This is a genomic window from Chryseobacterium sp. L12 (assembly GCF_056133985.1).
Window position 1 is genome coordinate 21,347 of sequence record NZ_JBVYOF010000017.1, and the last position, 22,955, is coordinate 44,301.

Sequence of the window (22,955 nt, forward strand, 5' to 3'; positions counted from 1 at the left end):
CTTTAGACAATAGCTTCTGATTCAATTTTACAAATAATGATATCAATAGGAATCATATATCCTGAATTTAAAATTCTCTCCAAAGTAGAGAACGTTTTTGGGCTTGAGCAAAAAATCTCTACATTTAATCGTTCAAAAATTATAGAGCTGGAAAAAGTAGAAAACCCTGAACTCTTAATTTCTGCATTTGAAGAAAGTATTCTCAACGATCAGTCTGACTTTGGAATAATTTTAACAAATAGTTTAAATAATAATAAAGCATATTTTATAAATTTTCTGGAATTAATATCAATCTCTGAGAATAATTTACACATAAGAGTCTTTTCGTTTGGAGCTTCTAAAGGGGTTATTAGGGCATGGAATGATTTTTACTCTAAAGGAGTTGATAGACCTAGATTATGGAAAGAACTAAAACCTTCCGAACGACAAGGATGGCTTGAACTTGCAATATCCTTTCAAAATGTAAAAAAATCAGGTTCAGTAGAAGAAGCGCTGATTGATGGAAAATATATCCATCATATTGACGATTTTTTTTGTGAGCTTGGCGAATCTATCAATGGATATGGCGGATATTTTGGAAGAAATTTTAATGCGCTTATTGATTGTATCATAAGTCCTGAATTCGGAGGAAATAATCTCAAGAGAATAATATGGAAAAATCATAAAAGAAATATATGGAAACTTAAAAAAAATTTTAAAGTAATTCAGGATATTTTTTGGGAGTATAATATTGAATTAATCCTGCAATAAATAATCAGTATTATTAACTAAATTACTTTTCTTCATTCATCTGACATCTTTTACTCAGGTTCTTTTAGACATCTAAATTAAAATAAAAAAGAGAAACCTCAACAGTTTCTCTTTTCTTTTTATCCGAACTTTTTCTTTCTTAACCAGAAGAACAATCCTCCTAATAATGCAATAATCGCTAAAGGTAAAATTAAATTCAGGTATTGCCATTTTGAGCGCTCTTCACTGATTCTGTGACGATCCAAAAGACGTTCTTCAATATTCCGGTTTCTGAGATCCATAATATTGCTGTCATCCAGAAGATAATCTAACGCATTTCTGAGGAATTGTTCGTTTCCAAACTGCTCATCAGTCAGCATATCAACTCCCAAAGGCAAAGGCTGACCTTTAATGACCTTATTTCTTCCCACATCACCGTCTGCAATGACGATCATTTTGTTCTCAGGACTTGTAGCCTTAAAGCCGGGATATGATTTTCTTTCTATTCTTGAAGCATATGCAGAACTGAATTTTCCTTCCAGAGCAACAGCGAAAATTTTTGGTGTACTCGGTTTTTCCATTTGTCCAAGGCTGTCTACACTTGCAATTTCTTTCAGCTCCACATAGTTCGGAACCTGCTTCAGCAAAGTTCTTTCACTAGATTCAAACAGTACATGGGTTTTAAATTTCTTTCCGCCCAAAGTATCAATGGAAGTCGGAAATTCCAGTTTTACCGGATTGATATTTTTGGTGACCGGATGCTCCTGCTCTGCAATTCCCAAAGGAAAATACGGCCATGGAAGACTTGTATATTGTGCATTCCCTCCTACTTCACCGGTTACGAGTTTGAGGAGTGCATATTTCTTTACATCTTTTACCAGCGCAGAATTGATTCTAAGACCATAATTGAAGAAAAAATCGGTCATATTAATATCAATCGGAAACGGCATTACTTTTTTAGATCTTGTTAAAGTATCCATTTCAGCATTCACAGCGTCAATCATCCAAAGTGTTTTCCCACCATTCATGATGTATTGATCCAGAATTACTTTTTCATTGTCAGTAAAAGCTTTTCTGGGTTTTGCGATCACCAGTGCGCTCATTTTTTTCAGCAAAGGAAGATCTGCCATCGTCAGCTCAACATTATTCTGCGGAACTACAGGACCGGCGTCATAATTTTCCAGAGCAAGCTGCATAAATCCTTCAAATTCTCGAGGACCCAGCTCATCCTGATTTACCAGAATACCTACTTTTTTTCTTTTATCTTCCGCAACAGATTTGATATTGGAAACCAAGTTATATTCAAGATTCTCAATAGATTTCCTAAGCTGTTCATCAGCATTGATGTTTGCCTGCTCTACCACCAAAGGAATAGAAACGCCTCTCTGGTTGTATTTTACTACGGCATAAGGAAACAAACGGATCTGAGTCACTTTCCCGTCTTTCACATCCGGAAGAATGGAAGGCTGCATTCCCATTGCCATCAAAGTATCCTGAGACATTTTGGTTTTAATAGGATCAATAAATTTGAAATCTATTTTAGGATTTATTTTTCTGAATTCTTCCAGCATAAATTTGGTTTCGTTCTGCAGCTGCTTGAAGCTTGCAGGGAAATCTCCCTCCAGATATACCTCAACAGTTAAAGGTTTTTTTATAGATTCCAGAACTTTTACGGTGCTTTCAGAAAGCGTGTATCTTTTTTCTTTGGTTAAATCTAAACGGATTCCGGAAAACATCATGATTACTACCAATGGTAAAATAATGATAAGCAAAATTCCGAATGGAGATTTTAGGTTGATCTTCTTCATATTCTTACTTCTTTTTGGTGATAAAATGATTAGATAATGCTAAACTCAAACCGATGACGAAAATAAAATAGGCAACATCTCTGAAGTCTATCAATCCTCTGGTAAATCCTAAGAAATGCTGATAAAAACCTAAATTCTGTAAAATAAAATCTGCTCCTCCCAACAATTTATAACTCGCCAACTGCTCAATTCCGAAATACATGATAAAGCACATAAAAACGCCTAATAAATAAGCCATAATCTGATTTTGTGAAAGCGACGATGCCAAAATACCTACTCCTGCAAATGCCGCAATGAGTATAATGAGACCGAAGTAACTGCCAAAAGTCATTCCCATATCAATATTTCCTTCCGGAACGCCCAGAACAAAAACAGTATAAAAATAGATAAGTGATGGAATAAGACAAAGGATTCCGACAATCCAAACAGAAAAAAACTTACCAAATACCAGATCAGACACTTTCATAGGTTGTGAAAAAAGCCAGTTTAAAGTTCCTGTCTGCTGCTCTTCAGCAAAGGTTTTCATAGACAATGCCGGAATAATAAACATCAAAAGCCACGGAACCAAAACGAAATAGCTTTGCAGTGAAGCAAGTCCGATGTCAAAAATATTAGAGTCATTTTCGAAAAAAAACAAAAACAATGTTGTGATGAGACTGAATGCCGCAATGATTACCCATGCGCTCCAGTTCCCGAAGTAACTCCAAAGTTCTTTTTTAAGTATTGCAATCATAGTTTTTAATTTGCAGTAAGAATATGCTATAAGCAGCAGGCAAAGCTTATTTTTTATTACCTTTAGCCTAAAGCTATTATTATTTTTTCTTTTTCTTGTTCACAAGCTTCACGGTCATCATGATCAAAAATACCAGAACGAAAAAACCGGTAATTAATTGCCACCAATATTCAATAACTGAAGATTTTAATATGACCGTAAAAACAACAAGGAATAAAATAAATGTAGCAATTTCATTCGCCTGTCTTAGTTTCAGATTAGCTGTTTCCAGAGTATTTCCGTTGAGTTTTACCAGCTGCTTTACTTTTTGCCAGCACCAGTAATGATAAGCGGCAAGCCCGATTAAAAAGGTGAGCTTGAGATGGAACCATGGAGTTTTCATCAATCCGATATTGAGAAAAATCAAAATTAATCCGCAGACTGCCATGATAACCCCTGCAGGAACCGTGATAATGTTCCAAAGTCTTCGAGCCATAAAAGTATACTGCTCTCTTAGGATCTGTTTTTTTTCATCATGGAAGGCATCGGTATCTTTATAATACACAAAAATTCTCACGAGGTAAAAAATCCCCGCAAAATAGCTTACCATAAAAATAATGTGCAATGCTTTGATGATGGTATACAGCATCCTTTTAATTTGTCTGCAAAGATAATGATTTTGCAGATGATGTATTCAAAAATTACCGTTTAATAGCGACGCTGTCTGTTTTTTTACCATTATCATATTTCTTAATAGTTTCCAGCTTTCCGTTTTCATCATAACATTTCCAGTCACCGTAGTAATATCAGTTGTTTTCCGTTTTCTTTAACATCCAGCCGGAACTGACTTTTTTTCCATTATTCTGCCATAAGGATGAAATATTTTGGTCTTGGTGACTCCGTTTTTGGTTTTATCCTTCTAATAAAGCTGATTCAAGATTAAGATAACAATATTATTTTTCATCGTAAATATTTAGATAAATATAAATACAATAAACATATTCTACAAATGTAGAACAATAAAGTTTTAAAAAAACAGCAGTTATTTTAAAACTACTGAATATTATGTGTTGCAATATTATTTGATTTCTAAGCTGAAAGTATTAACTAGCTTAGCCTACTTTTCAATAAAAAACTTTACATTTTCTATAGGTCTTCCAAGCATAGCTACAGAACCTTTGATGATTATAGGTCGCTGAATAAGAGACGGGTTTTCACATAAAATCTTCAGCCATTCTTCTTCCGAAATATTTTTACCTGCAAATTTTTCAAGATAAAGCTTCTCTTCTTTTCTGATAATATGGGAGATAGGCTGATTGAGTTTCTTCAAAACTGTTTTGAGTTCCAAAACGCTTAGAGGATCTTCCATAATATTAATGATTTCAAACTGAACACCATTTTCATCCAGATATTCTAAAATAGCGTTGGATTTTGAACAGCTTCCGTTATGCAAGACCTTTATCATGTTAAATTTTTACTGATTAGAATAAACCGTTGAGTTCCGCATCAATTTTTTCAAGAATAAATCCAAAATCCTCAGGTTTTTCTACAAAATCCAGATCATCTACTTCAATTACCAGAAGTTTTCCTTCTGTATAACCGTCGATCCATTTTTCGTATTTCTGATTTAGCTTAGATAAATATTCTATGCTGATGGAGGCTTCGTACTCTCTTCCTCTTTTGTAAATTTTCTTTACGAGATTAGGAACATCAGACTTTAAATAAATAAGCAAATCGGGTGCCGAAACAAAAGTTTTCATCAGATCAAAAAGCGAAGCATAATTTTTGAAATCTCTGTCTGAAAGAAGTTTCATATCATTAAGATTTTCCGCAAAAATGTGAGCATCCTCATAAATCGTACGATCCTGAATAATATTTTTGCCGCTTTCTCTTATTTCTTTTACCTGACGAAATCTGCTTCCAAGAAAATAAATCTGAAGTGCAAAACTCCACTTGCTCATATCGGCATAAAAGTCTTCCAGATAAGGATTATGATCTACATCTTCGAACTGCGCATCCCAGCCGTAATGTTTGGCAAGCATAGTTGTAAGTGTCGTTTTTCCGGCTCCGATGTTTCCTGTGACAGCAATGTGCATATTGTATATGAGAGTTTGTGTTTAAATACCAAAAGATTCTACGTTGGAAATTTCTTCGATGATTTTTAAAATATCACCTTTTTCAGTCTTCTCCTTTTCCAGTTTTTCTATCTCTTCTTCAAGTTCCTGTTTAGTTTTTTCAAGTTCTTCCAAAGATTTCTGAGGCTTTGCTTTACGTAAATTTTCAAGGCTGTAAAGATACAGTTTGTTGCCTTTTATTTCAAAATATGCCAGTGAGTTTTTATCCACAATCTGTGTTTCGGGATCTTCAAATAATTTTAAAAGCTCTTTGTTCTGAATATATTTGAAAACCGCAGTTTTTGTGACAATCAGAATATTTTCATTTTCACGGCGAAATCTCTTGGCATTTTCTACCGGAGCTTCAAAAAGCTTATCAAATTTCAGATTAAAAACCCTGAATGTATTTTTAGATAAAATGTAGAGTCTATTTTCAAAAACAAGCAGATCAATGATCTCATCCATATTTACCGTGTAAGGGTAAGAATTGATGGTAATATCATTCCTGAAATTATACTGAAGCAGCCTTTTACTGCTTTCGTCAATCAGCCAGACCTGCTGCAGATCTTCCGCATAGGCTTGTTTGATAAAGCCAAACTTTTGCTTGAAATCAAGCCTTTGAATCTCATTGAGATTCTGATCTACAAATTTCATTTCCTGAGCATTTTCCGAAAACAAAGCTATACTCAGGGGATTTTGCACTCCCTGAACCTTAAACGGAACGGTGAGCATCATTTTGCCCAGCTGCCTTCCTAAAGAATCATATTTAGTAAAGCTGAAATCTTTGTTTTTGTATAGATACAGATTTCCGTAGTCATCAGCAAACATATCTCTGGTTTCCTTAAGTTTTAAACTGTCAAAAGGAAGTACTTTCTGCGCCGATACGGTACAGAACAGAATAACGAACAAAAATTGTAATAATCTCAAATCTTCTTTACTAAGATAGCGTTCCTAAGGAACGCTACCAATTTACATTATTTTTACTTTATTGCAGAAAAAATTATGATGATGTTTTCAACTATTTAATGATTACTTCATAAATTTTCGACCAGTTTTTCCCGGTAATCAGCATATTATCTCCTTTAAAGGCAATCCCATTCAAAACATGCTCACTATTGCCATCTGTATAAGGCTGTGCAATTTTAGAAAAATCAAATCTTCCGACAACTTCTCCGTTGGCGGGATTGATTTTTAAGATAATCGGTTTGTGCCAAACATTGGCGTAAATATGTCCTTTGTAGTATTCAAGCTCGTTAAGCTGATCATAAACGCTTGTATTTCCTGCTACTGAAATATATCTTACCATTTTGGAAGGATCGTTTACATCAAGAAAATAAAGGTTTTTGGTTCCGTCTGAAGCAATAAGGTTTTTCCCGTCATACGTAAGACCCCAACCCTGATTCATCATACTTGTATAAGGAAATTCGGACTTCAGGCTCAATGAATTTTTATCATATACTAAACCTTTCTTGTTTTCCCAGGTTAACTGAAAGATTTTGTCGCCGGCAATTGTACTTCCTTCCGAAAAAACATCATCCGGCTGTTTTGTTTGTTTTACAGGAATTGTATCGCCCAGTTTATAGGCAATTAATCTGGAAGATCCGTACTGCCCTTCACTTTCATAGATTAAACTTCCGTCATATTGAAATCCCTGAACAAAATTAGCAGGATCATGAGGATACTCAGCAACAATTTCATAATTGATAGCCTTTTCAGGAGTTTTGCTGTAAACATTAATGGTCGCATCCTGATATAAAGTTTCTCCGCCTTTGGTTTTGATGTTAAAAGTTACCGCATTATCACCTAATGTAAAATATTTAGGATCTATGATAAGACTGTTTGATTCTTTTTCGCCAAAACTTATGGTAATGCTTTCTGCATTTTCCAGAACTTCATCAGGAAGATTGAGCTTATCACCAAAATGATAACCTTTCTGTTCCATTCCATTGTTGTAATCTGCAAGAGACGACAGCATTTTATCATTATTATTACATGAAACAATCAGTAATAATGCTGCAAACCCCGCTATTATTTTATTTTTCATTATGATTCCTAAAATTTTTTCAAAAATAGCAAAATTTATAACGCTTTGCTAATTGTTTCTATTGTTTGATCTATACTACACTATAAAACAATACTGTTTTGTGGCGTAATAGGCGGCGGAAGATTGTCTTCATCAAGCATATCTCGCATGTCAATTTCTATAGTTCTGCTGATCTGCGTAATCGGAACATCATTCGGACTTCCTTCAAACGGATTTACAGAAGCCTCTCCTACGCTGTCTAAAGTATGAAAACACCATGTAACCAATAGTGAAAACGGAATATTAAACCAGAGTGTATAATTTTCCAGTAAAGTTCCATCTCCCATTTTATCAAATTCTTTTACCAATCCGTAAGGTACAAATATGATAAAGAGATGCAGAAGATAAGTGGTTATGGATGAGAAATTCCTTGGATAGGGGAAATTTTTTATTCTTTCTGCCTTTCCCTGATTATCCGTAAATTTCACCAGTTGCTGATTGATCTGTGTCCACTGAAAATCATTGATTTCTCCCCTGGAATAAGCCTCGGAAAGCTCTCTGCTCTGAATTGCCATCAACTGTGTTGCACGGTTTTTTTTACTTAAAACGTACTCCAGCTCTTTTTCAGAAAGATATTTCCTAAGCTCATTTTCTACTTTAAACTTTTTTTCCTCAACTTCATATTTTTTTGCATATTCTTCAAACTGTGCCAAATTCACTTTTTCCCAATCCCTATGTTCTCTCAGCTGAAAACGAAGTGCTGTAAGCCATGCATAATGCCGCTCAAACATCATTTTTACTTTAGCCGGATTTTTTCCGGACACTGCGTCTCTTAAGATATAGCCGAAACTTCTGCTATCATTGATGATTGATCCGTAAATCTGCCTTGCTTCCCAGAGCCTGCTGTAGCTTGCATTATTTTTAAAGCCAACGATAAAAGCTACCGCAGTTCCCATAATTGCAATCGGCTGCCACGGAAATGACAGAAAAGTAAGTCCCAAATAATAAAGTATCGTAGGAACTGCCGCCCAAAGCGAAAGAACAAAAATGCTTCTCTTCGTCCAGACAATAAATTCTGTCGCACTAAATTTTTTTCCTGAATGCATATACTATTAATTAATTCTTTGTGAAAGGAATATTGTTGTAAAATCCTATCTGTATCTGTCCCCGGTTTCTATTTTCCTGGATCTGATTCATATATCCTGCCTCAATCCGCATATTTTTGTTGATAACAAATCCTACAGCTCCATAGACACGGTTTCTGTCAAAAACAGGGTTGTCAAAATGAAGAAAAATCTCATTGTAAGCGGAAGCATACCATGTTTTTGGAAGCATTTCTTTATTATTGATCGGAATATTTAATCCTAAAAAATACCGGAAACGCATTCTGAAATCATCCTGTAAAAAACGCTCTTCCAGGCGGTAACGGTGCTGAACGAAAAATCTGCCGAATTTTTGTCTTGTAATATACTGCTGGAAGATTCTGTGTTCAATATTTTCAGATTTCTCACCTCTAATATAAGGCTGACTTAAAATAAAACCATAACCCAGTAAGATATTATTGTTGTTTTCTGTAAGATCATAGCCAATCCCGGTTCTGATGAGCAATTGTTCCAAATCTGCCCCTGCATCAAAATTCCTGTACTGGATTTCGTTATGAAAATTAAACTTTTCACTGATTTTATTGTTTCCGAAATACATATACCAAGCTCCTAAATCACTATTTTGAGCAATAGCAGTAACTCCCAGAGCGCACATCAACACCAATATCGACTTCTTAAAAAATATCATAGTTTATTATTTATATTACCTATCAATCAGCACAAATCTAATTATAATTACCTATCAAACAAAATAATGCTCTGCATTCATTCAATAAAAAAACGGCAGAACAAATCTGCCGGCTTTATTGCTAAGGATGTTGCTGCTTTTCAGGATCGTCATAATTTACCATCCAGTTTATTCCAAATTTATCGGTTAACATTCCGAAATAAGCTCCCCAAAATGTATCTGCCATTGGCATTGTAATATTTCCGCCATTTGAAAGACCATTGAATAACTTATCTGCTTCATCTCTTGTGTCTGCATTTATTGAAATTGCGTAATTATTACCTTCTTTAAACTGAGAAGCCCATTCTCCGCCTGTATCACTTCCCATTAACATTGTTTCATTAGAAATAGGGAGGCAAACATGCATAACTTTATTTTTTTCTTCTTCCGGCATTTCTTTACCTTCCACAGGCGGCATATCGCCAAAGGTCCCCATGTAAGGAATTTTTCCTCCAAAAACTGACTGATAAAATTCGAAAGCCTGTCTGCAATTTCCGTTAAATGTAAGATATACGTTTACTGTTGCCATAATTGTCTGATATAGGTTTTTATTGATGATTATTAATTATTATTACTATTCTTTATCATTTGATTAGCCATTACAAAAAGATTTATCTGTGCTGATCAATAAGAATCATATTTCCGTCCGGATCTTTAAGATAGATATGTTCGGGACCTGATGAATTTTCATCGGCTTCTTTTTCCAGCTCAACATTATGATGCTTTAAATGCTTCTGAATTTCTCTGACATCGTCAAATGATTCCAAGTTCTGAGCGTTATGATCCCATCCCGGGTTGAAAGTCAGCATATTTCCATCAAACATCGCCTGAAATAGACCAATTAAGGTATTTTCATTTTTCATGATAAGATAATTATCCTCCATACTGCCGCCCATAGCATTAAAGCCTAGTTTTTCGTAAAATTCTTTGGATTTAGCCAAATCTTTTACACTTAAACTGATAGAGAAAGCTCCTAATTTCATTGCTTTATTTTTAATTGATTTTCAGTTATTAATTATATTGAAATTTGACAGAAAATACGCAAAGATTTTTACGAATAACAGTTTTGCGGTTTTAAAAAAGGTAATCAAAAATTTTTAAGTTTTGTTTTAAAATCTAAACTTCCGTCATAGCTTCTCCAGTCGCCTGTCAATTCAATAGAATGGTTTTCAATTTTTTCTGTCTTTTTATTCCATTTAAAATGATAAATAAATTTACCCGAAAAAATACCGGAATGTTTCCCTTTACTTTCTTCAGCTAATTCATAATCGCCATATACCGCTCCGTCTTTCTTACCATCTTTGTATTTAATAATGGTAAATTTCCCTTCAAACTTTGTATAATTGTTATCAACAAGAGAATATCCCGAAACAAAATATTCCTGGTCATTTTTCTTATTTTGCTCAGAAACATTTATTTTAAGCTTAATTTTCTCATTCTCATTGCCTATCGTCCCGATATAAGGGTTGGAATTATTGAGCCAGACTTTGGAAATATCCGGCATCTGCGAAAGCAGAAAAAAAGTATAAACGCCAAAACTAAACGCAAAAATTGTCAGAACAAAATGTAAAGAAAAAAAACACGCATACGTGATGTTTAAAGACTTTTTAAATTAGTTTTAAAAGGTCTTTAAAACTAATTATAGAAACTTCATCAGATGAAAATCTGTCGATCTTGTAATAAATTATAAAAATCTTTAATCTTTGATCTAAACTGTCGAAATTCTTCTATTTTTTCCGGAGCAATTGTATTAATTTTTTGCTTTGGATTATAAATATCTAAACCATAAATGTAATCTGAAATATCGGCAACTGTATTTTTACTTAACAAAATATTATCAATTTCGATTATAAATTCGGTTGTTTGCTTAAATAGTTTGTTTTTATAAGTGAAAATAATCCATTCTGTATTATTATCTTTTATTAAACCTAAAATTTTTATTTCTTCGAGATCTAAATCTTGATCTATATAGTTAGCAATATTAATTTGCTTTAAGACAGACTTTGTAATTTTTTGATTATTTAATTTTACAATAGTAATATCTACAGTTGTTCGTTCTGAAAAGAAGTCATTTAAATTCATTATAGTACATTAAAAACGTGATAAATTTATGACTAAATCTATTAACACAAGAAGTATTTTAAAGGCTTTTAAAATGTATGTTTATTATTTTTTCAATTTCCTTTTTATCATCATCTGAAATATCTGACTTATCAATACTTTTAAATTCTATATCAGTGTTATATAATGGCGTGTGAACGGTCAATTTGTAAGTGATTCGTTTACTAATTTCGTAGTTATTAAATATCGTAAAGAAAGTTTTAAAAGTTCCTTTTTTACCTGAAAATTTCATTCTAATTTGTTTAAAGTTTGTTTTTCAAAATTATCAGATAACACTAATTTAAAAAAACGGTTTACCGTAATATTTTAAAAAATTATTTTTTAACAGTGGTTTTCTGACTATCTTAGTTGTATTAAAATTTTTAAATATGCAGCTAAAAATTACAAACGAAAGTAAAGAGATTATTATTGAATTTGAAGACAGTGAAAAAAGAGTAATAGAGGAACAAATAGGGCTTTGTTTAGATGGAAGCTATAATTATGTGAACATGAAAGACAAAGCAGGAAATACACACTTTCTGTCATTAGGTTTTCTAAAAAACAGTTATATAACAGTTATAGAAAAGATTAAAAACCCATACGAAAACGACACTTTATAAAAAAGAATGGCGCAATTAGAAAATTGCGCCATTCTTTTTTATAAGTAATTAGCTTTAACCCGCTGTTATTGCACTAGATGTAACTCTTAATAGTTCGTCTAAAATTTCTTCTCCAGCTTTCTTTGCTGCTTCTAAATTGGATCCACTAAATTGTTTTATACCGTTCATTTCGTGGATGTCAATTTTAATGTAATTATGTTTAGTCCCACCTGTAGCAATACTTTCAGCAGTCTTTTTTCCTTTGCTTTTTGCATTATCAGAAATAGAAGAAGCCCCGTTACTTACACCTGCAGGATTAGTTCCAGGAATGGCAACTGGTGGAGCAATGCCGGATATTGCAGTATTTTTTTTATTTGCTCCTAAGCTTTTAGTGTATGCAGCAGAATTTTTATCTCCCAAAGCCATTGCACCATTCCAACCACTTTTCAAATGATTATATGCTTTTCCTGCCGACTTAGTTCCCATAAGATCCTGTGTTGCTTTCGTTCCAAGTTCCCAAGCTTTTTTCCAATCTCCTCTAAAAAACGCCATTAAAGTTGCGCCTATTCCGGTTATTCCGGAAACCATATCTTTAATTCGATTTACTACAAAATCTTTTATAACAGTTCCAAATAACTTCAATGCTTCCCAACCTTTAAAAACTACTGTTCTAAAGCCTTCAAACTTATTCCAACAAACCGCAATACCAGCTACAAGGGCAGCAATTCCCACTACTACAAGTCCAATTGGATTTGCTGTCATTGCAGCATTCCAAAGCCACTGCGCTCCAGTAACTATCTTTGTCCAAAGTGCCTGCATTTTCTGTGTATTGGTTAAAAATTGTATAGCAGAAGTTACACCGGAAAAAATTGGAGTAAGATTAGCAACATCACGGCTAACATCTCCTATTACAGAAGCATAGCCCATGAGTCCGTTACTCGCATTGAATATGGTTATTTTAAAATCATCTACCTGCGCCTTTAATCTCGCATTTTTTTCAGATGCATTTTCCATGATTATTGCAGCCTGTTCGTATGCTGTTTGCGTTCCTCCGACTGCTTTGGTTAATCTGTCAACTTCTGATATTTGCGAAATTAATGCCATTGCAGCATTAGAATTTTCTTTTCCAAAAGTTGCAGACATTAAAGCAGAATCATTAAGTAAAGGTTTTAGAAGACTGAGACGCTGTGTCAATGATTTTGTAGGATCATTCAGACCATTAATATTTATATGAAGTCTTGCAAATTCTTCCTGAACTGTTTTGGGCAAAAATCTACCCTGTCCTAGTGTTGCAAGAACATTTCGCAACGCTACACCGCCTTCACTTCCTTTTTTTCCTGCTTTATCTAAAACCTGAATAGCTGCATTTGTTTCCTCAAAAGAAACATTTGCCGATTTCGCAGCCATACCCGATTGCTCTAAAGCTTGTTTGATCTGCGGAAGTTCTGCCGAACCTTCTCCAGCCGCTGCTGCCATAACGTTCATCATTGAAGCCATGATCTTCGAAGCCTGTATAGGGTTTTTAAGAGATATTCCGTACTGATTCATCGCTGTTGTAAGAACCTCCGTTGCAGCTGTTGTATTACCGCCCATTAATTTAGAAGTATAACCGACTGTTTCGCCCATACTTCTTAATGCTTTTGGAACTTTTGCAATTTCAGGAGAAAGTTGCCCGAGAATAAGTTTATAGGATTCTACACCTTGAGCTGCTGAACCTCCAAAGGTTTTAGCCGAGTTCCTTGCATATCCCTCAACTTCTTTCAATTTTTGTCCTGTTAATCCTGCCATTGCCTGAAGGTCTGACATGGATGAAGACAAAGCCAATCCCGGAGCATTTACACTGGTAACAGCATCAGCAACCCTGTTAACCTGATCTATTACAGCTGAAAGTCTGATTGTGGATATTTGCCGTTGAATATTATTGACCATACTGGTCGTTTGTTGTTGAACAGAGTTTATAGAACTAAGGACTTGCTGTTGTCCTTGCATTCGCAAAACTATGTTATATAATAAATCGTTTGTCATGGTTATTAGTTAGTTTTTAGTTTTTTTTTCAAATTAATATTAAATCCGAAAAATAGTATTCATCATTATCATTTGCTGTTTCAATTATCGAAATTTTCTTGTTTTGCTCTTCTGCCTTTTCAATCAATTCGTAAAACTTATCTATTTCATTATTACCCGATAGATGAAAAAAAATAGTTATCAGAAGCTGAGCATATATGTCTGTATCTGTTCCAGAGTAGTCTCTTTGACTTAATTTTAAGTATAGATTTTCACCTTTCATCAGTCGAAAATTTTAGTAATTCCCTATCTATTTGAGTATTTAAAATAGTGTTCAAAGTAGTTCGGCTAATTGCAAATATTGGATAGATATATTTGCGTAAAATAACGGTGTCCGGTATATCTTCTGTTTTATGTTGTAAATAAATATCCCGTATATTTTTGTAACGGACAAGTGTGTTTTTTTGAAATTTTGATGCCATCAGTTTTATCAGCTTTTATATTCTTCAATTTAATGTATTTATAAATATGAAAAAAGATAATTATTTGTGTAATTTCAACCTTTCAACCAGTATCCCAAATGATTTGTAAAAAGTAAGAACATAAAAAAAGCAGTAATCTATATAGGATTACTGCTTTATTATTCCATCTTTTCTACAATCGTCAATCAATTTATTTAGAAATAAATAAATCGTTCTTCGTGAGTCATTAATACTTATTTTATTTCTTAATGCAAGATTTTTAAAGCTGGGCATGTAAATTGAAAAATAATCTTTAAAAGCATCTATATTTTGCCAATCTCTGTAGACTTTAAAAAAATCTCTCTGTTCTAAAACGAAACTTAATGACATTCTGTAATTAAATACATCTCTGACATTAATTTTCTCATTCGTACATGTGTAAAACTTAATTATTTCAATTACCAAAGATTCTGAAGGTTTAAAAACATTATCAAGTTTAGTAACATATTCAATATTTTCAATTTTAAAGTTTTGTTCATTTTTATCAATAAAATTTATTCGTCCGGGTTTTATTTTAATTCCCTTAAAAGTTTCAAGCATTAATTTAGGAAGATTGATTGGTTTACCTAAATGCGTAAAATAACCTCTTTTTGAAACTTTTAATATTCTACTTTTTATGGTATTTTTAACAGAACCTGACTTACTTAAACAAATACCTGTTATTGAAGTTTTATAAAAATTAATTTTAGTTTCCACTTAATTTAATGCTTGGTGTTACAGTTCTTTTTCCTCCGTTTTCACTAAAATTTGTAGTTACTGATTCACAATAAAATAAATCATCTTTTTCAGGAAAATCTTCATCATCAATTCCGATTGTATAACCAGGTTCGACATAGGGTATTAACCAGGTGTCAAAAGAACCAACATAACTGGAAGACATTCTATTTTTATATTCTACATCAGCAATCACTTTAATTGCTGATTTTGACATTCTTCCTACTTTCTTTATAATTCTTTCGCCGCCTGTTGTTCCGGTGGTATAATTTATTGTTTTTCCATCAGTTCCAACGCTTTCAACTGTCATTTCTATTTTACGGTCTTCTGCTGTTTTGTATTCTAAAGAACTGGTTTCAATATTTTTTTGTAAACTATAAAATGCTTCTCCTGTCTTATACATGTATGCACCATGAATATGCAATTCTTTTTTTCCTGTATCAAAAAATACATCTGCAGAAGTTTCTTCCTGAATTTTCTGTAATACATCTATCGCATCAGCTTTATGAATTGTGAATTTTTCATATCCGATATTATAGTCACAAACAAGCTTGAAAGACGGATCAATATTTTTTATCAAGTAGTTTGCTATCTCTACAATACTTGTGTTTTTAAAAACTTTATTAGGAACAGGTTTTCTAAAAAGAAATAAGCCGTCTTCACATTCAATAGACATTCCTTCATTATCTGTTTTCACTTCTTTAATGTAACCTGAAAATTCAAGTTTCAATTTATCATTGTAGCCTAAGAAAATTTCGATTTTCTGACCTCTTCTATACAATTTAAAAAGCTTATTTTCACTATTTCCACCATCATCAAAAGAATCTTTTATTATGATATGTCGATTGAAATTAAAGATTACACAATTTAATGAAGCTGTATCAGATAAGTTTTTTGAACTTTTCACAATATTTATTTCAACCACTAAAGGACTTGGTATAAAATTACCGGATGTATCAGTTATTTGAACTGAATGACTCATATTAAAGAACATAATTAGAATTTTTATTTACAGTATCTCCAAACAGTTGTATTGCTAATCTTTAAAATCTCTGAAATTCTTTTAATAGAAAATCCTGACTGCTTTAGATCTTTTGCTTTTAATTTTACATTATCAATTTTTTTACAATCAACCCAATTTCCTTTCCTCTGCCATTTCTGTAAAGTTCGCAAAGGAATATCCATCAGTTTTGATATTTCCGCCAGTGTAAGACCTAAAAGATAATATCTTAATGCATTGTTATGGTCATTATCATTGTATCGTTTCTTTTTCTGCATATTTTAAATGATATTTAAATCTATTTTAAAGGTTGTTTAAGTTAAAAAAGTAACTCTGTTTTTGACAGAGTTACTCAACCTAATAATTATAAAATAAAAATTTAGAAAGCATTTACTACACTTCTTAATATCGGCTCATATATTCTGTCTGCCCCAACTCCTGAAGCTCTAAACAAGTCTTCTAATGGTGTATTTTCGTTTGAAATCTTTAGCGCAAATAAGGCGTTTAATTTTGGTGTTATCTCATTAAGAAGGGTTAAAGCTGCATGTTGATTATCCGTTTCTATATAGAAAGAATACAATTCGATTTGTTCATCTACATAAGATTGTCTTGGTACTATATTGCCATCTAAAAAATCCATGTATTTGATACGTCCTAAATAAATTTCCCTCCAGGACTTACTATTGCTATTTGCATTACTACTTAATGCTTCTAATTCTGAAACAAGTTTATCCAGTCCAGCAGGACGATCCATCATATCGTAGACTTTTTCAGAATTTAAACTGAGTTTACCAATTGTAAAAACTTCGCCTTCTAAAAGTTTTTCAACAAAAAAAGTTCGGGGATTGAAAAATAGGTTTACTAAATCTGCTGTTACCAGTTCCGGCAATAACGGAATGTTTTTGTACTTATCTATAAAAATTTGAGCATTGTCCGCCGTCCATTTTAAATTGGTTGTCATTTGCTCAATTGCCTGATCATTTTTATACGCTAATATTTTTGCCATAATTTTTTAAATTTTTTTTGTAATATTTTGTTAGTTAAAATCGACTGCTTTAAATTCACCTGGAAAATTTTCTTTAAAAAAATCCTGTTGAGATTTGTCAAGATTTTCAAAATCTGTTTTTGTCCTAATATTTAGATATTCGGGATTGTAATTCTTTAAAAATTCATTAAATTTATTTACTGTGCTTTTAAAGTACGGTTCTGATCTTTCATAGTTTACGGTTTCAGCTCCTGTTAAAATTTTATATAGCAATTTATCTTCTGAAACTATTTTGAAACGTGTTTCAGGATGAAACTTTACAAATAGATCTTTAGCATCGGTAAGATCTTTATTTCGTTTTTCTGCTATTCTTCTGAAAGTTTCTGCCTGTTCCTGTTGTTCAGGTGTCATGTATGGTTTTTGCTCCATTTTGATTTAGATATTTAAGTTTGTTTTTGACTTTTGAAAATTTGAATAAAAATGAAAAATTTAGTCTTTTATAATTCCCATAATACGACCATATTCACCTGGGAAATTCTTTTTAAAATCCAATTGAGCATTTAAAGAAAGGGTTTCAAGATCTCTGATTGATTTTATTTCTAAATACTTTGGATCATAATCTTTCAGAAAGGCAGATAGTGCAGAAGTATCTACAAAAACATTTTCTTTGAAAAGCATATTATAGATTTCCGGCTTATCATTTTTGATCATCATCTGAGTATCAATAGATAATTTCTGGAACAGATTATTTGCATCTACTATACTTGCAGGAACCTTACTAAATTTAGTATTTTTAAAACCTTCAGCTATTTCAGCTGATAGATTAACATTTTCTGAGTCGCTGTTAATCGATGATTTATGAGCCTCTATAAATGGTTCTAAGTAGTAAGTGTTGGGAATTGCATCATCACCATATATTGCATGATAAAGATCCGGTTGCTGTCTTTTAATTTCCAGTTGTTTTTCTAATGGCAAAGACTGATAAATATATCTTGCCGTTTCTAATTTTTGTTGTGGTTCGTTCATTGTTAATGATTTAAATTGTTTTTATCTGTGAAAATATCTTGTATAACTTCGAGTATTTTTTTTGTCTCGTAAAAATTGTAAACATCCATTTCATCAATTAAAATTTCACCTTCCTTTGTGCAACTTTGCATAAAAAGGTAAAATATCTTATCTATGGATTTTGAATGTCGATCAAAGTCTGAACCTTGACCACCTTTAAGTTTTTTTAGTTTTTCTAAGTTTTCACTGCTAATATTTAGCCCTTGAAAATTTTCTGTAATTTGACCTTTCATATTTTGGGAAGTATTAAAAAGTTAATTAGATGTTTAAATTGCTTTTAAAAGTTTGTTAACGACCATTTCAAACTGTACCGTAACTTTATTGATTTCCTGCTGTGTGTGGTCGTTCAGTTGTTTGTGATATTTGCCGTATTTAATAAGCCATTCATTTAAATGTTCCGTGTCAACTACATTTTTATTCTTTTCTGCATCAAACTTTTTCCAGCCGTACAAATGGCATAAATGAAAAAGTTTTTTCACATTCAGTTCCGGAGTTTTCTTTTTTGGCTCTTCACCTGCCAAAAGGCTTATAAAGGAAATTATTTCATGTGTCGATAACTCGGAGCTGTTGTTGGTTCGTCCGTTTGTGAAATTAAAAACCAAATCCCGACGGTCTTCTGTTAAACCTTTTTCTTTATAAAGGCTATACAGTTTTTTGTGTAATTGTGCTGAATGCTTCATTTTCAATTTGTTTTAAGGTTGTAGAAAAAGGGCGAAAATCTTTAAAGGATCTTTCTATAATTTTGTTTTGGTTAATACATGATTCGCACAGTTCTGCCATTTCTATTTTAAACCAGTTCCAAAATGTTTTTGAGTAGGAAAAACTTTCCGGATAACCGTTATTCTCAATCCATAACAAACCCTGCTTAAACTCATTTTCACAATATTGTAGATCTGTACAATCAAAATGTTTACAGAATCTTTCTTTTACATCTTTCAAATAGTTTTCCTGCTTTTGAACCTGCGTTAATCTGTTTTTCATCCTGTAAGCTTTTTTTTGTTAAATTCTTTGAATAGAGTTTTGAGTGAGCGGTTTTTTAACTCAAATACAATCCCATCGACTGAATTAAAAACTTCTGTGAAATAATCATCCTTCATCATTCTGAACTCTGCTATTTCCTTTGTCGTCATTGTCCGGGATATTATTCCGTCAGGATTAATCCAAAGTTTTGGCGTTTCGGCTTCATCACTGTTTAATCTGAAATCATCATCCTGTAAGGTTCTGAAATCTTCTGAAAGTGCCAATATTTCATATTCTACATTTTGATAATATTTTGCTTTTGTCAGATAGCTGTAACTTTTCATCACACTGAAACAGATCCCTGTTCTGATTAGTTTTTTTATAATCATTTTACTATGCGCTAATTTTTATTAAGGTGTCTAAATGTCTTAGGGTGGTATTTTTGTCTAAACATTGCTTTACAAGATTTTCTACCGGAACAGTTCCTGAATGATTAGCCTTTGCAACCTGTTTTAACAATTCGTATCTGAAAGCTTTTTTATCAGAAGTTCCAACGGGTGTAAGTCTTATAAATTCATCAGAAAAACGACTGAATATTTCGGCAAAACCAACTTTTTTAGAATTGATTCCCTTTTCAATTTTAGACTGCAAACCATCTGCACCCATCATAAACCAACCGCAAAAACCGTCTGTAGCGTTCCAAAGTTCTTTTAACTCTAAAAATGCTGTATATTCAAGATCTCCGGCTTCATCCAAAATAATTACCGGACTATCCAATTCGTTCAGATAGTATTTTAAATTTGCTTTTACATCTGCATATTTGCCTTTATTGTCAAGACCTATTGTTTTAGCCAAAAGCTTAATAAATAACTGTTTACTTTTAGCCTGCGAGCAATCCACGTAAAAAGCATTTTTAAGCGTTTTTACAACGTTCTTTGCACTGAAAGTTTTTCCTATTCCGCAATCATCAACCAAAACCATAGAAGCCCCGAACCCCTGGCAGAACTTTATACTGTCTTCAATCTCTGTGTAAACTTTTGTTCTTACTACTTTCCAATTTGAAGTTTTAGAACTGATCTGTAATTCACGTCCGATTTGGATCCAAAGACTATCAGATATAATTCTTTCAGTTTCACCGTTTGAAAGTCTGCTGTAAATTGCACCGGACAAACCGTAAATCTTTGCGAATTGTGCGTTTGTTCCGCCAAAGTTTGTGCGACGGCTTAAAAGGGTGGTTCTTACGGTTTCTCTATATTCTGCTGTGATCATAATTGCGGTTTTAATTGGTTGATGAATGGATAATTTATACTGCGGTTTCGGGAATTTGATAGATGCTATATTTTCCTGTTTTCTTCAAAAAGATGATACTGTAATCCTCCATATAATTGTTAGTATAGTGCAATTCTATATTGAAATGAAATTTAATATTCTCAATCATCTTTACAGTCAAAGTCAATTTGCCGTTTTCAATTTTTGCTATTGTAGAACGGCTTACTCCAAGTTTTTCAGCTAATTGAGTTTGAGTAAGTTTATTGTTTATTCTAAGCTTTTGTAATCCCTTATTTGCCATAATAATTATTTAAAAAATGAGTTTTTCCAACTTGGCGATGATGATGGCAGAACCGGAAAGGAATCGCCATCCGGAATATCTACAGTTTCCACAGTTTCCGAATCTGACGGTACAAAAGTTTTGCGATTCATTCCAGGAATAAAAAAGCCGTTTTGAGGTTTCGGTTTTGGTTTGTGAACAATATTGATCTTTTGCAGTGATTTTTCTTGCTGTCTGATAAATCCTTCAACACTTGCAACGTATGAACTCTGAATTTGTCTTGCTTTTCTACAATTTTCAGTCTGTTCAATCGTAGCCCTGTTATATTTGGGCATTTCTTGAACCTCACAGATAAAACGATCCTTGTAAAAAGCCATAGCTTTTAAAACCTGCCCTTGGTTATCATCCAACCAATAAACAGTAATATCTTTTCCTTCAATGGCTTTCATTATATTAATCAGATTTTCGCCTAAAGAAATTTCACCGTTCATTGCTATTGCTCTTTTTTTGCCTTGTAGATTAATATATCCTACATTGCAAGATGTTTCCTGCTTATATCCTAAATAAGGAAGTATTTTCTGCCAGTTGGTGGGTTGTAATTCAGGATTTTGATTTTCTATAAAATATTCCCATCGTGTTTTATCCTCGTTATCCATGTGAGCAGAATTGTTAAGCTCGAAAATATCTTCAATCGCATTATCAATGATCTGATCATAAGGAATTGCCGGAACTTCTTCTGAACCTTTCTGATTGCTTTCAGATTTTGCAGTCGGTCGGGCAATCCATCCAATACGTTTTTTTTCAATTCCGTATCTCAATATCCCGTTATCTCTTTCAATTCGCTTTCCACGTGCGTTATTTGCTTCTATTCTCACTTCCGGAAATAAATATCCTTCCTGTAAAAATGTTTTGGTAAATGGCATGTTCAATGAGCTTTCCGCTTCAAGTTCATAGGGCAGATTAAAGCCCCATTCTGTATAATTTCGGATCATCTGACGGTAAAACTTTAAAATGATTTCTTCTTTAGTTTTTCCGTACACAAAAACGGTAATACATCCGGATGCGACATCTAAACCGTTGTAGAACCAAACTCTTTTGCCTGTAAGATCCTTAAACGGTGGTTGTCTGTCATCAATTGAAAATATAGATCCTGCAAATGTTGGTCGTTCTAATTGATGATGTGGTTTAAATTGTGACATATACTGCTGACGGTCGCCCGATCTTTTTTTGTAAGTAGCTGCTTTGTTTTCCCATTTGGACAAATAGAACTTAACTGTAGATTCCGAAATTTTGGGAAATTCTTTTGGGTTATAGATTTCGCCTGTAACTTCGTTATACACTTCTGCGTATCCACTTAAAAAAGCTTCATAAGAACCGTGTATTTCCGTTGCGGTCGGTTTATGTGACTGAGAGGCAAAAAGACCATTTAAGATATTTAAAACGCTTTCATCAACCTTTAAAGAATTTACTTTTCTTTTTCCGTCAACATCTTTTACGATTGCGAGATAATTGTAAGGGAATAATTTTCCATTATAATTAAATTCAGTTTCAAAGCTGTTTAAAGCTTCTTTAAACCTTGTTGGGTGGGTTGGCAGATTATGTGTAGGCATTTTTCTTCTTTCCAAATACTCGTTAAATGTGTTGCTTTCATTACATAAAAATGACATAAGACCTTTTAATGACAATCCGAGTTTAATCCGTTCAGTAATGTGCTTTTCTCGTAATTGTAAAACTGCAATAAGAACACTGGCGTTTGTAATGTATCGTTGCTGTTCTACTGGCAGTAAGGAATTGCCATCCGGACGGCGAAACATTGTGTAAAAATCAACCGCTACAGAATCTGTTCTGTACCAATTCTGTAAATTGTGGTCAATTTTACGTGGATCTCCTAAAGCTTCTTGAACGTGTAAAGGCAAAGAATCAAAATCAATGATTAGTTTTCTGTTCCTGCATCCACGTTGTAACGCTTTTACACCGTATTGCGAATTTCTGTTTCTGCTAATATCCTTTGAAAGTACGTTTTGACTACTCCAAAACTCCGGAACCAGTTCATTAACCATCACAGCTATTTTATTTGTATTGTTCCAAAATTTTGGCATCGTTATGCAGTTTCGTTTCTGTACACTCTTTTTGTTGTAAATGACAACAAACCCCAAAACAAAAAATGATTTGTTCTTTCTTCTATCAGATCACTATACAATCTGAAATACGTTCCTGTAACTGTTGTGTAAAATGTTTTCAT

At 33.0% G+C, this 22,955-nt stretch carries 32 protein-coding genes; 2 read left to right on the top strand and 30 right to left on the bottom strand.

Annotated elements, in window-relative coordinates:
* Positions 1–36: 36 nt before the first annotated feature.
* A complete protein-coding gene (locus AC0NBN_RS10170; protein WP_160813080.1) occupies positions 37–750 on the top strand; it encodes a barstar family protein in 714 nt (237 codons plus the stop codon).
* 119 nt (positions 751–869) lie between these two features.
* Here the strand turns inward: AC0NBN_RS10170 and gldG are convergent, their stop codons facing one another.
* The 14 genes from gldG to AC0NBN_RS10240 all read right to left on the bottom strand — a co-directional run bounded on the left by gldG (position 870) and on the right by AC0NBN_RS10240 (position 11,569).
* Positions 870–2,537 carry a gliding motility-associated ABC transporter substrate-binding protein GldG gene (gldG, locus tag AC0NBN_RS10175; protein WP_160813079.1) on the bottom strand — a complete coding sequence of 556 codons (1,668 nt, stop codon included), beginning with the start codon at positions 2,535–2,537 and terminating at the stop codon, positions 870–872.
* A 4-nt stretch (positions 2,538–2,541) separates the two neighbouring features.
* Positions 2,542–3,270 (bottom strand): ABC transporter permease subunit, encoded by a 729-nt coding sequence (locus AC0NBN_RS10180; RefSeq protein WP_160813078.1) that lies wholly within the window; start codon positions 3,268–3,270, stop codon positions 2,542–2,544.
* A 79-nt stretch (positions 3,271–3,349) separates the two neighbouring features.
* Complete coding sequence (locus tag AC0NBN_RS10185) at positions 3,350–3,898, bottom strand: CopD family protein (protein ID WP_160813077.1); 549 nt, start codon at positions 3,896–3,898, stop codon at positions 3,350–3,352.
* Positions 3,899–4,366: 468 nt separating this feature from the next.
* Positions 4,367–4,714: an arsenate reductase family protein gene (locus AC0NBN_RS10190; RefSeq protein ID WP_089742082.1), complete on the bottom strand. Its 348-nt coding sequence runs from the start codon at positions 4,712–4,714 to the stop codon at positions 4,367–4,369.
* Between the two features lie 16 nt (positions 4,715–4,730).
* Positions 4,731–5,345, bottom strand: coding sequence for a deoxynucleoside kinase (locus AC0NBN_RS10195; protein ID WP_089742080.1), 615 nt, complete (start codon positions 5,343–5,345; stop codon positions 4,731–4,733).
* Positions 5,346–5,366: 21 nt separating this feature from the next.
* Positions 5,367–6,290: a hypothetical protein gene (locus AC0NBN_RS10200; protein ID WP_160813076.1), complete on the bottom strand. Its 924-nt coding sequence runs from the start codon at positions 6,288–6,290 to the stop codon at positions 5,367–5,369.
* A gap of 91 nt (positions 6,291–6,381) precedes the next feature.
* Complete coding sequence (locus AC0NBN_RS10205) at positions 6,382–7,407, bottom strand: glutaminyl-peptide cyclotransferase (protein WP_160813075.1); 1,026 nt, start codon at positions 7,405–7,407, stop codon at positions 6,382–6,384.
* Between the two features lie 80 nt (positions 7,408–7,487).
* Positions 7,488–8,492, bottom strand: a complete 1,005-nt coding sequence (locus AC0NBN_RS10210) for a bestrophin family protein (RefSeq protein WP_160813074.1) — start codon at positions 8,490–8,492, stop codon at positions 7,488–7,490.
* A 10-nt stretch (positions 8,493–8,502) separates the two neighbouring features.
* The gene (locus tag AC0NBN_RS10215) at positions 8,503–9,177 is read right to left on the bottom strand and encodes a DUF2490 domain-containing protein (protein WP_160813073.1); all 675 of its coding nucleotides are present in this window, start codon (positions 9,175–9,177) and stop codon (positions 8,503–8,505) included.
* A 121-nt stretch (positions 9,178–9,298) separates the two neighbouring features.
* The gene (locus tag AC0NBN_RS10220) at positions 9,299–9,745 is read right to left on the bottom strand and encodes a VOC family protein (RefSeq protein ID WP_160813072.1); all 447 of its coding nucleotides are present in this window, start codon (positions 9,743–9,745) and stop codon (positions 9,299–9,301) included.
* Positions 9,746–9,827: 82 nt separating this feature from the next.
* The gene (locus AC0NBN_RS10225) at positions 9,828–10,199 is read right to left on the bottom strand and encodes a VOC family protein (RefSeq protein ID WP_160813071.1); all 372 of its coding nucleotides are present in this window, start codon (positions 10,197–10,199) and stop codon (positions 9,828–9,830) included.
* Between the two features lie 104 nt (positions 10,200–10,303).
* The gene (locus AC0NBN_RS10230) at positions 10,304–10,720 is read right to left on the bottom strand and encodes a hypothetical protein (protein WP_160813070.1); all 417 of its coding nucleotides are present in this window, start codon (positions 10,718–10,720) and stop codon (positions 10,304–10,306) included.
* A gap of 149 nt (positions 10,721–10,869) precedes the next feature.
* Positions 10,870–11,298: a hypothetical protein gene (locus AC0NBN_RS10235; RefSeq protein WP_160813069.1), complete on the bottom strand. Its 429-nt coding sequence runs from the start codon at positions 11,296–11,298 to the stop codon at positions 10,870–10,872.
* Between the two features lie 58 nt (positions 11,299–11,356).
* Positions 11,357–11,569 (bottom strand): hypothetical protein, encoded by a 213-nt coding sequence (locus AC0NBN_RS10240; protein ID WP_160813068.1) that lies wholly within the window; start codon positions 11,567–11,569, stop codon positions 11,357–11,359.
* A 136-nt stretch (positions 11,570–11,705) separates the two neighbouring features.
* On the opposite strand from AC0NBN_RS10240, the gene AC0NBN_RS10245 reads away from it, so the two are divergent.
* Entirely contained in the window at positions 11,706–11,936 is a 231-nt protein-coding gene (locus tag AC0NBN_RS10245) for a hypothetical protein (RefSeq protein WP_160813067.1), read from the top strand.
* Between the two features lie 54 nt (positions 11,937–11,990).
* On the opposite strand, the gene AC0NBN_RS10250 is transcribed toward AC0NBN_RS10245, so the two are convergent.
* The 16 genes from AC0NBN_RS10250 to AC0NBN_RS10325 all read right to left on the bottom strand — a co-directional run bounded on the left by AC0NBN_RS10250 (position 11,991) and on the right by AC0NBN_RS10325 (position 22,955).
* Entirely contained in the window at positions 11,991–13,844 is a 1,854-nt protein-coding gene (locus AC0NBN_RS10250) for a phage tail tape measure protein (protein WP_474468328.1), read from the bottom strand.
* A gap of 124 nt (positions 13,845–13,968) precedes the next feature.
* Positions 13,969–14,202 (bottom strand): hypothetical protein, encoded by a 234-nt coding sequence (locus AC0NBN_RS10255; protein ID WP_160811941.1) that lies wholly within the window; start codon positions 14,200–14,202, stop codon positions 13,969–13,971.
* A gap of 346 nt (positions 14,203–14,548) precedes the next feature.
* The gene (locus AC0NBN_RS10260; RefSeq protein ID WP_160811940.1) at positions 14,549–15,136 is read right to left on the bottom strand and encodes an HNH endonuclease family protein; all 588 of its coding nucleotides are present in this window, start codon (positions 15,134–15,136) and stop codon (positions 14,549–14,551) included.
* Positions 15,126–16,061 carry a hypothetical protein gene (locus AC0NBN_RS10265; RefSeq protein WP_474468330.1) on the bottom strand — a complete coding sequence of 312 codons (936 nt, stop codon included), beginning with the start codon at positions 16,059–16,061 and terminating at the stop codon, positions 15,126–15,128. Before AC0NBN_RS10265 ends, AC0NBN_RS10260 begins: the two co-directional genes overlap by 11 nt.
* A 98-nt stretch (positions 16,062–16,159) precedes the next feature.
* Complete coding sequence (locus AC0NBN_RS10270; RefSeq protein WP_160811938.1) at positions 16,160–16,432, bottom strand: terminase gpP N-terminus-related DNA-binding protein; 273 nt, start codon at positions 16,430–16,432, stop codon at positions 16,160–16,162.
* 101 nt (positions 16,433–16,533) lie between these two features.
* Positions 16,534–17,160 carry a hypothetical protein gene (locus AC0NBN_RS10275; protein WP_160811937.1) on the bottom strand — a complete coding sequence of 209 codons (627 nt, stop codon included), beginning with the start codon at positions 17,158–17,160 and terminating at the stop codon, positions 16,534–16,536.
* Between the two features lie 30 nt (positions 17,161–17,190).
* A complete protein-coding gene (locus AC0NBN_RS10280) occupies positions 17,191–17,568 on the bottom strand; it encodes a hypothetical protein (RefSeq protein WP_160811936.1) in 378 nt (125 codons plus the stop codon).
* Between the two features lie 60 nt (positions 17,569–17,628).
* The gene (locus AC0NBN_RS10285) at positions 17,629–18,165 is read right to left on the bottom strand and encodes a hypothetical protein (protein WP_160811935.1); all 537 of its coding nucleotides are present in this window, start codon (positions 18,163–18,165) and stop codon (positions 17,629–17,631) included.
* A gap of 2 nt (positions 18,166–18,167) precedes the next feature.
* Positions 18,168–18,437: a hypothetical protein gene (locus AC0NBN_RS10290; RefSeq protein WP_160811934.1), complete on the bottom strand. Its 270-nt coding sequence runs from the start codon at positions 18,435–18,437 to the stop codon at positions 18,168–18,170.
* A gap of 33 nt (positions 18,438–18,470) precedes the next feature.
* Entirely contained in the window at positions 18,471–18,884 is a 414-nt protein-coding gene (locus AC0NBN_RS10295; protein WP_160811933.1) for a hypothetical protein, read from the bottom strand.
* On the bottom strand, positions 18,847–19,185 hold the full coding sequence (locus AC0NBN_RS10300) for a hypothetical protein (RefSeq protein ID WP_115951638.1): 339 nt from the start codon (positions 19,183–19,185) through the stop codon (positions 18,847–18,849). The genes AC0NBN_RS10295 and AC0NBN_RS10300 overlap by 38 nt, the downstream gene beginning before the upstream one ends.
* Positions 19,182–19,553 carry a hypothetical protein gene (locus AC0NBN_RS10305; protein ID WP_160811932.1) on the bottom strand — a complete coding sequence of 124 codons (372 nt, stop codon included), beginning with the start codon at positions 19,551–19,553 and terminating at the stop codon, positions 19,182–19,184. The genes AC0NBN_RS10300 and AC0NBN_RS10305 overlap by 4 nt, the downstream gene beginning before the upstream one ends.
* Positions 19,554–19,557: 4 nt before the next feature.
* Positions 19,558–20,433 carry an ATP-binding protein gene (locus AC0NBN_RS10310; protein ID WP_160811931.1) on the bottom strand — a complete coding sequence of 292 codons (876 nt, stop codon included), beginning with the start codon at positions 20,431–20,433 and terminating at the stop codon, positions 19,558–19,560.
* A 34-nt stretch (positions 20,434–20,467) separates the two neighbouring features.
* Complete coding sequence (locus AC0NBN_RS10315) at positions 20,468–20,734, bottom strand: helix-turn-helix domain-containing protein (protein ID WP_160811930.1); 267 nt, start codon at positions 20,732–20,734, stop codon at positions 20,468–20,470.
* Positions 20,735–20,739: 5 nt separating this feature from the next.
* Positions 20,740–22,812, bottom strand: coding sequence for a hypothetical protein (locus AC0NBN_RS10320; RefSeq protein WP_160811929.1), 2,073 nt, complete (start codon positions 22,810–22,812; stop codon positions 20,740–20,742).
* Positions 22,813–22,814: 2 nt separating this feature from the next.
* Positions 22,815–22,955: a hypothetical protein gene (locus tag AC0NBN_RS10325; protein WP_160811928.1), complete on the bottom strand. Its 141-nt coding sequence runs from the start codon at positions 22,953–22,955 to the stop codon at positions 22,815–22,817.

What these genes read in the sequence shown, in the direction of transcription:
- AC0NBN_RS10170 (WP_160813080.1), top strand. Translation starts at nt 37, where the DNA reads ATGATATCAATAGGAATCATATATCCTGAATTTAAAATTCTCTCCAAA.
- gldG (WP_160813079.1), bottom strand. Translation starts at nt 2,537, where the DNA reads ATGAAGAAGATCAACCTAAAATCTCCATTCGGAATTTTGCTTATCATT.
- AC0NBN_RS10180 (WP_160813078.1), bottom strand. Translation starts at nt 3,270, where the DNA reads ATGATTGCAATACTTAAAAAAGAACTTTGGAGTTACTTCGGGAACTGG.
- AC0NBN_RS10185 (WP_160813077.1), bottom strand. Translation starts at nt 3,898, where the DNA reads ATGCTGTATACCATCATCAAAGCATTGCACATTATTTTTATGGTAAGC.
- AC0NBN_RS10190 (WP_089742082.1), bottom strand. Translation starts at nt 4,714, where the DNA reads ATGATAAAGGTCTTGCATAACGGAAGCTGTTCAAAATCCAACGCTATT.
- AC0NBN_RS10195 (WP_089742080.1), bottom strand. Translation starts at nt 5,345, where the DNA reads ATGCACATTGCTGTCACAGGAAACATCGGAGCCGGAAAAACGACACTT.
- AC0NBN_RS10205 (WP_160813075.1), bottom strand. Translation starts at nt 7,407, where the DNA reads ATGAAAAATAAAATAATAGCGGGGTTTGCAGCATTATTACTGATTGTT.
- AC0NBN_RS10210 (WP_160813074.1), bottom strand. Translation starts at nt 8,492, where the DNA reads ATGCATTCAGGAAAAAAATTTAGTGCGACAGAATTTATTGTCTGGACG.
- AC0NBN_RS10215 (WP_160813073.1), bottom strand. Translation starts at nt 9,177, where the DNA reads ATGATATTTTTTAAGAAGTCGATATTGGTGTTGATGTGCGCTCTGGGA.
- AC0NBN_RS10220 (WP_160813072.1), bottom strand. Translation starts at nt 9,745, where the DNA reads ATGGCAACAGTAAACGTATATCTTACATTTAACGGAAATTGCAGACAG.
- AC0NBN_RS10225 (WP_160813071.1), bottom strand. Translation starts at nt 10,199, where the DNA reads ATGAAATTAGGAGCTTTCTCTATCAGTTTAAGTGTAAAAGATTTGGCT.
- AC0NBN_RS10230 (WP_160813070.1), bottom strand. Translation starts at nt 10,720, where the DNA reads ATGCCGGATATTTCCAAAGTCTGGCTCAATAATTCCAACCCTTATATC.
- AC0NBN_RS10235 (WP_160813069.1), bottom strand. Translation starts at nt 11,298, where the DNA reads ATGAATTTAAATGACTTCTTTTCAGAACGAACAACTGTAGATATTACT.
- AC0NBN_RS10240 (WP_160813068.1), bottom strand. Translation starts at nt 11,569, where the DNA reads ATGAAATTTTCAGGTAAAAAAGGAACTTTTAAAACTTTCTTTACGATA.
- AC0NBN_RS10245 (WP_160813067.1), top strand. Translation starts at nt 11,706, where the DNA reads ATGCAGCTAAAAATTACAAACGAAAGTAAAGAGATTATTATTGAATTT.
- AC0NBN_RS10250 (WP_474468328.1), bottom strand. Translation starts at nt 13,844, where the DNA reads ATGGTCAATAATATTCAACGGCAAATATCCACAATCAGACTTTCAGCT.
- AC0NBN_RS10255 (WP_160811941.1), bottom strand. Translation starts at nt 14,202, where the DNA reads ATGAAAGGTGAAAATCTATACTTAAAATTAAGTCAAAGAGACTACTCT.
- AC0NBN_RS10270 (WP_160811938.1), bottom strand. Translation starts at nt 16,432, where the DNA reads ATGCAGAAAAAGAAACGATACAATGATAATGACCATAACAATGCATTA.
- AC0NBN_RS10275 (WP_160811937.1), bottom strand. Translation starts at nt 17,160, where the DNA reads ATGGCAAAAATATTAGCGTATAAAAATGATCAGGCAATTGAGCAAATG.
- AC0NBN_RS10280 (WP_160811936.1), bottom strand. Translation starts at nt 17,568, where the DNA reads ATGGAGCAAAAACCATACATGACACCTGAACAACAGGAACAGGCAGAA.
- AC0NBN_RS10285 (WP_160811935.1), bottom strand. Translation starts at nt 18,165, where the DNA reads ATGAACGAACCACAACAAAAATTAGAAACGGCAAGATATATTTATCAG.
- AC0NBN_RS10290 (WP_160811934.1), bottom strand. Translation starts at nt 18,437, where the DNA reads ATGAAAGGTCAAATTACAGAAAATTTTCAAGGGCTAAATATTAGCAGT.
- AC0NBN_RS10295 (WP_160811933.1), bottom strand. Translation starts at nt 18,884, where the DNA reads ATGAAGCATTCAGCACAATTACACAAAAAACTGTATAGCCTTTATAAA.
- AC0NBN_RS10300 (WP_115951638.1), bottom strand. Translation starts at nt 19,185, where the DNA reads ATGAAAAACAGATTAACGCAGGTTCAAAAGCAGGAAAACTATTTGAAA.
- AC0NBN_RS10305 (WP_160811932.1), bottom strand. Translation starts at nt 19,553, where the DNA reads ATGATTATAAAAAAACTAATCAGAACAGGGATCTGTTTCAGTGTGATG.
- AC0NBN_RS10310 (WP_160811931.1), bottom strand. Translation starts at nt 20,433, where the DNA reads ATGATCACAGCAGAATATAGAGAAACCGTAAGAACCACCCTTTTAAGC.
- AC0NBN_RS10315 (WP_160811930.1), bottom strand. Translation starts at nt 20,734, where the DNA reads ATGGCAAATAAGGGATTACAAAAGCTTAGAATAAACAATAAACTTACT.
- AC0NBN_RS10320 (WP_160811929.1), bottom strand. Translation starts at nt 22,812, where the DNA reads ATGCCAAAATTTTGGAACAATACAAATAAAATAGCTGTGATGGTTAAT.
- AC0NBN_RS10325 (WP_160811928.1), bottom strand. Translation starts at nt 22,955, where the DNA reads ATGAAAACATTTTACACAACAGTTACAGGAACGTATTTCAGATTGTAT.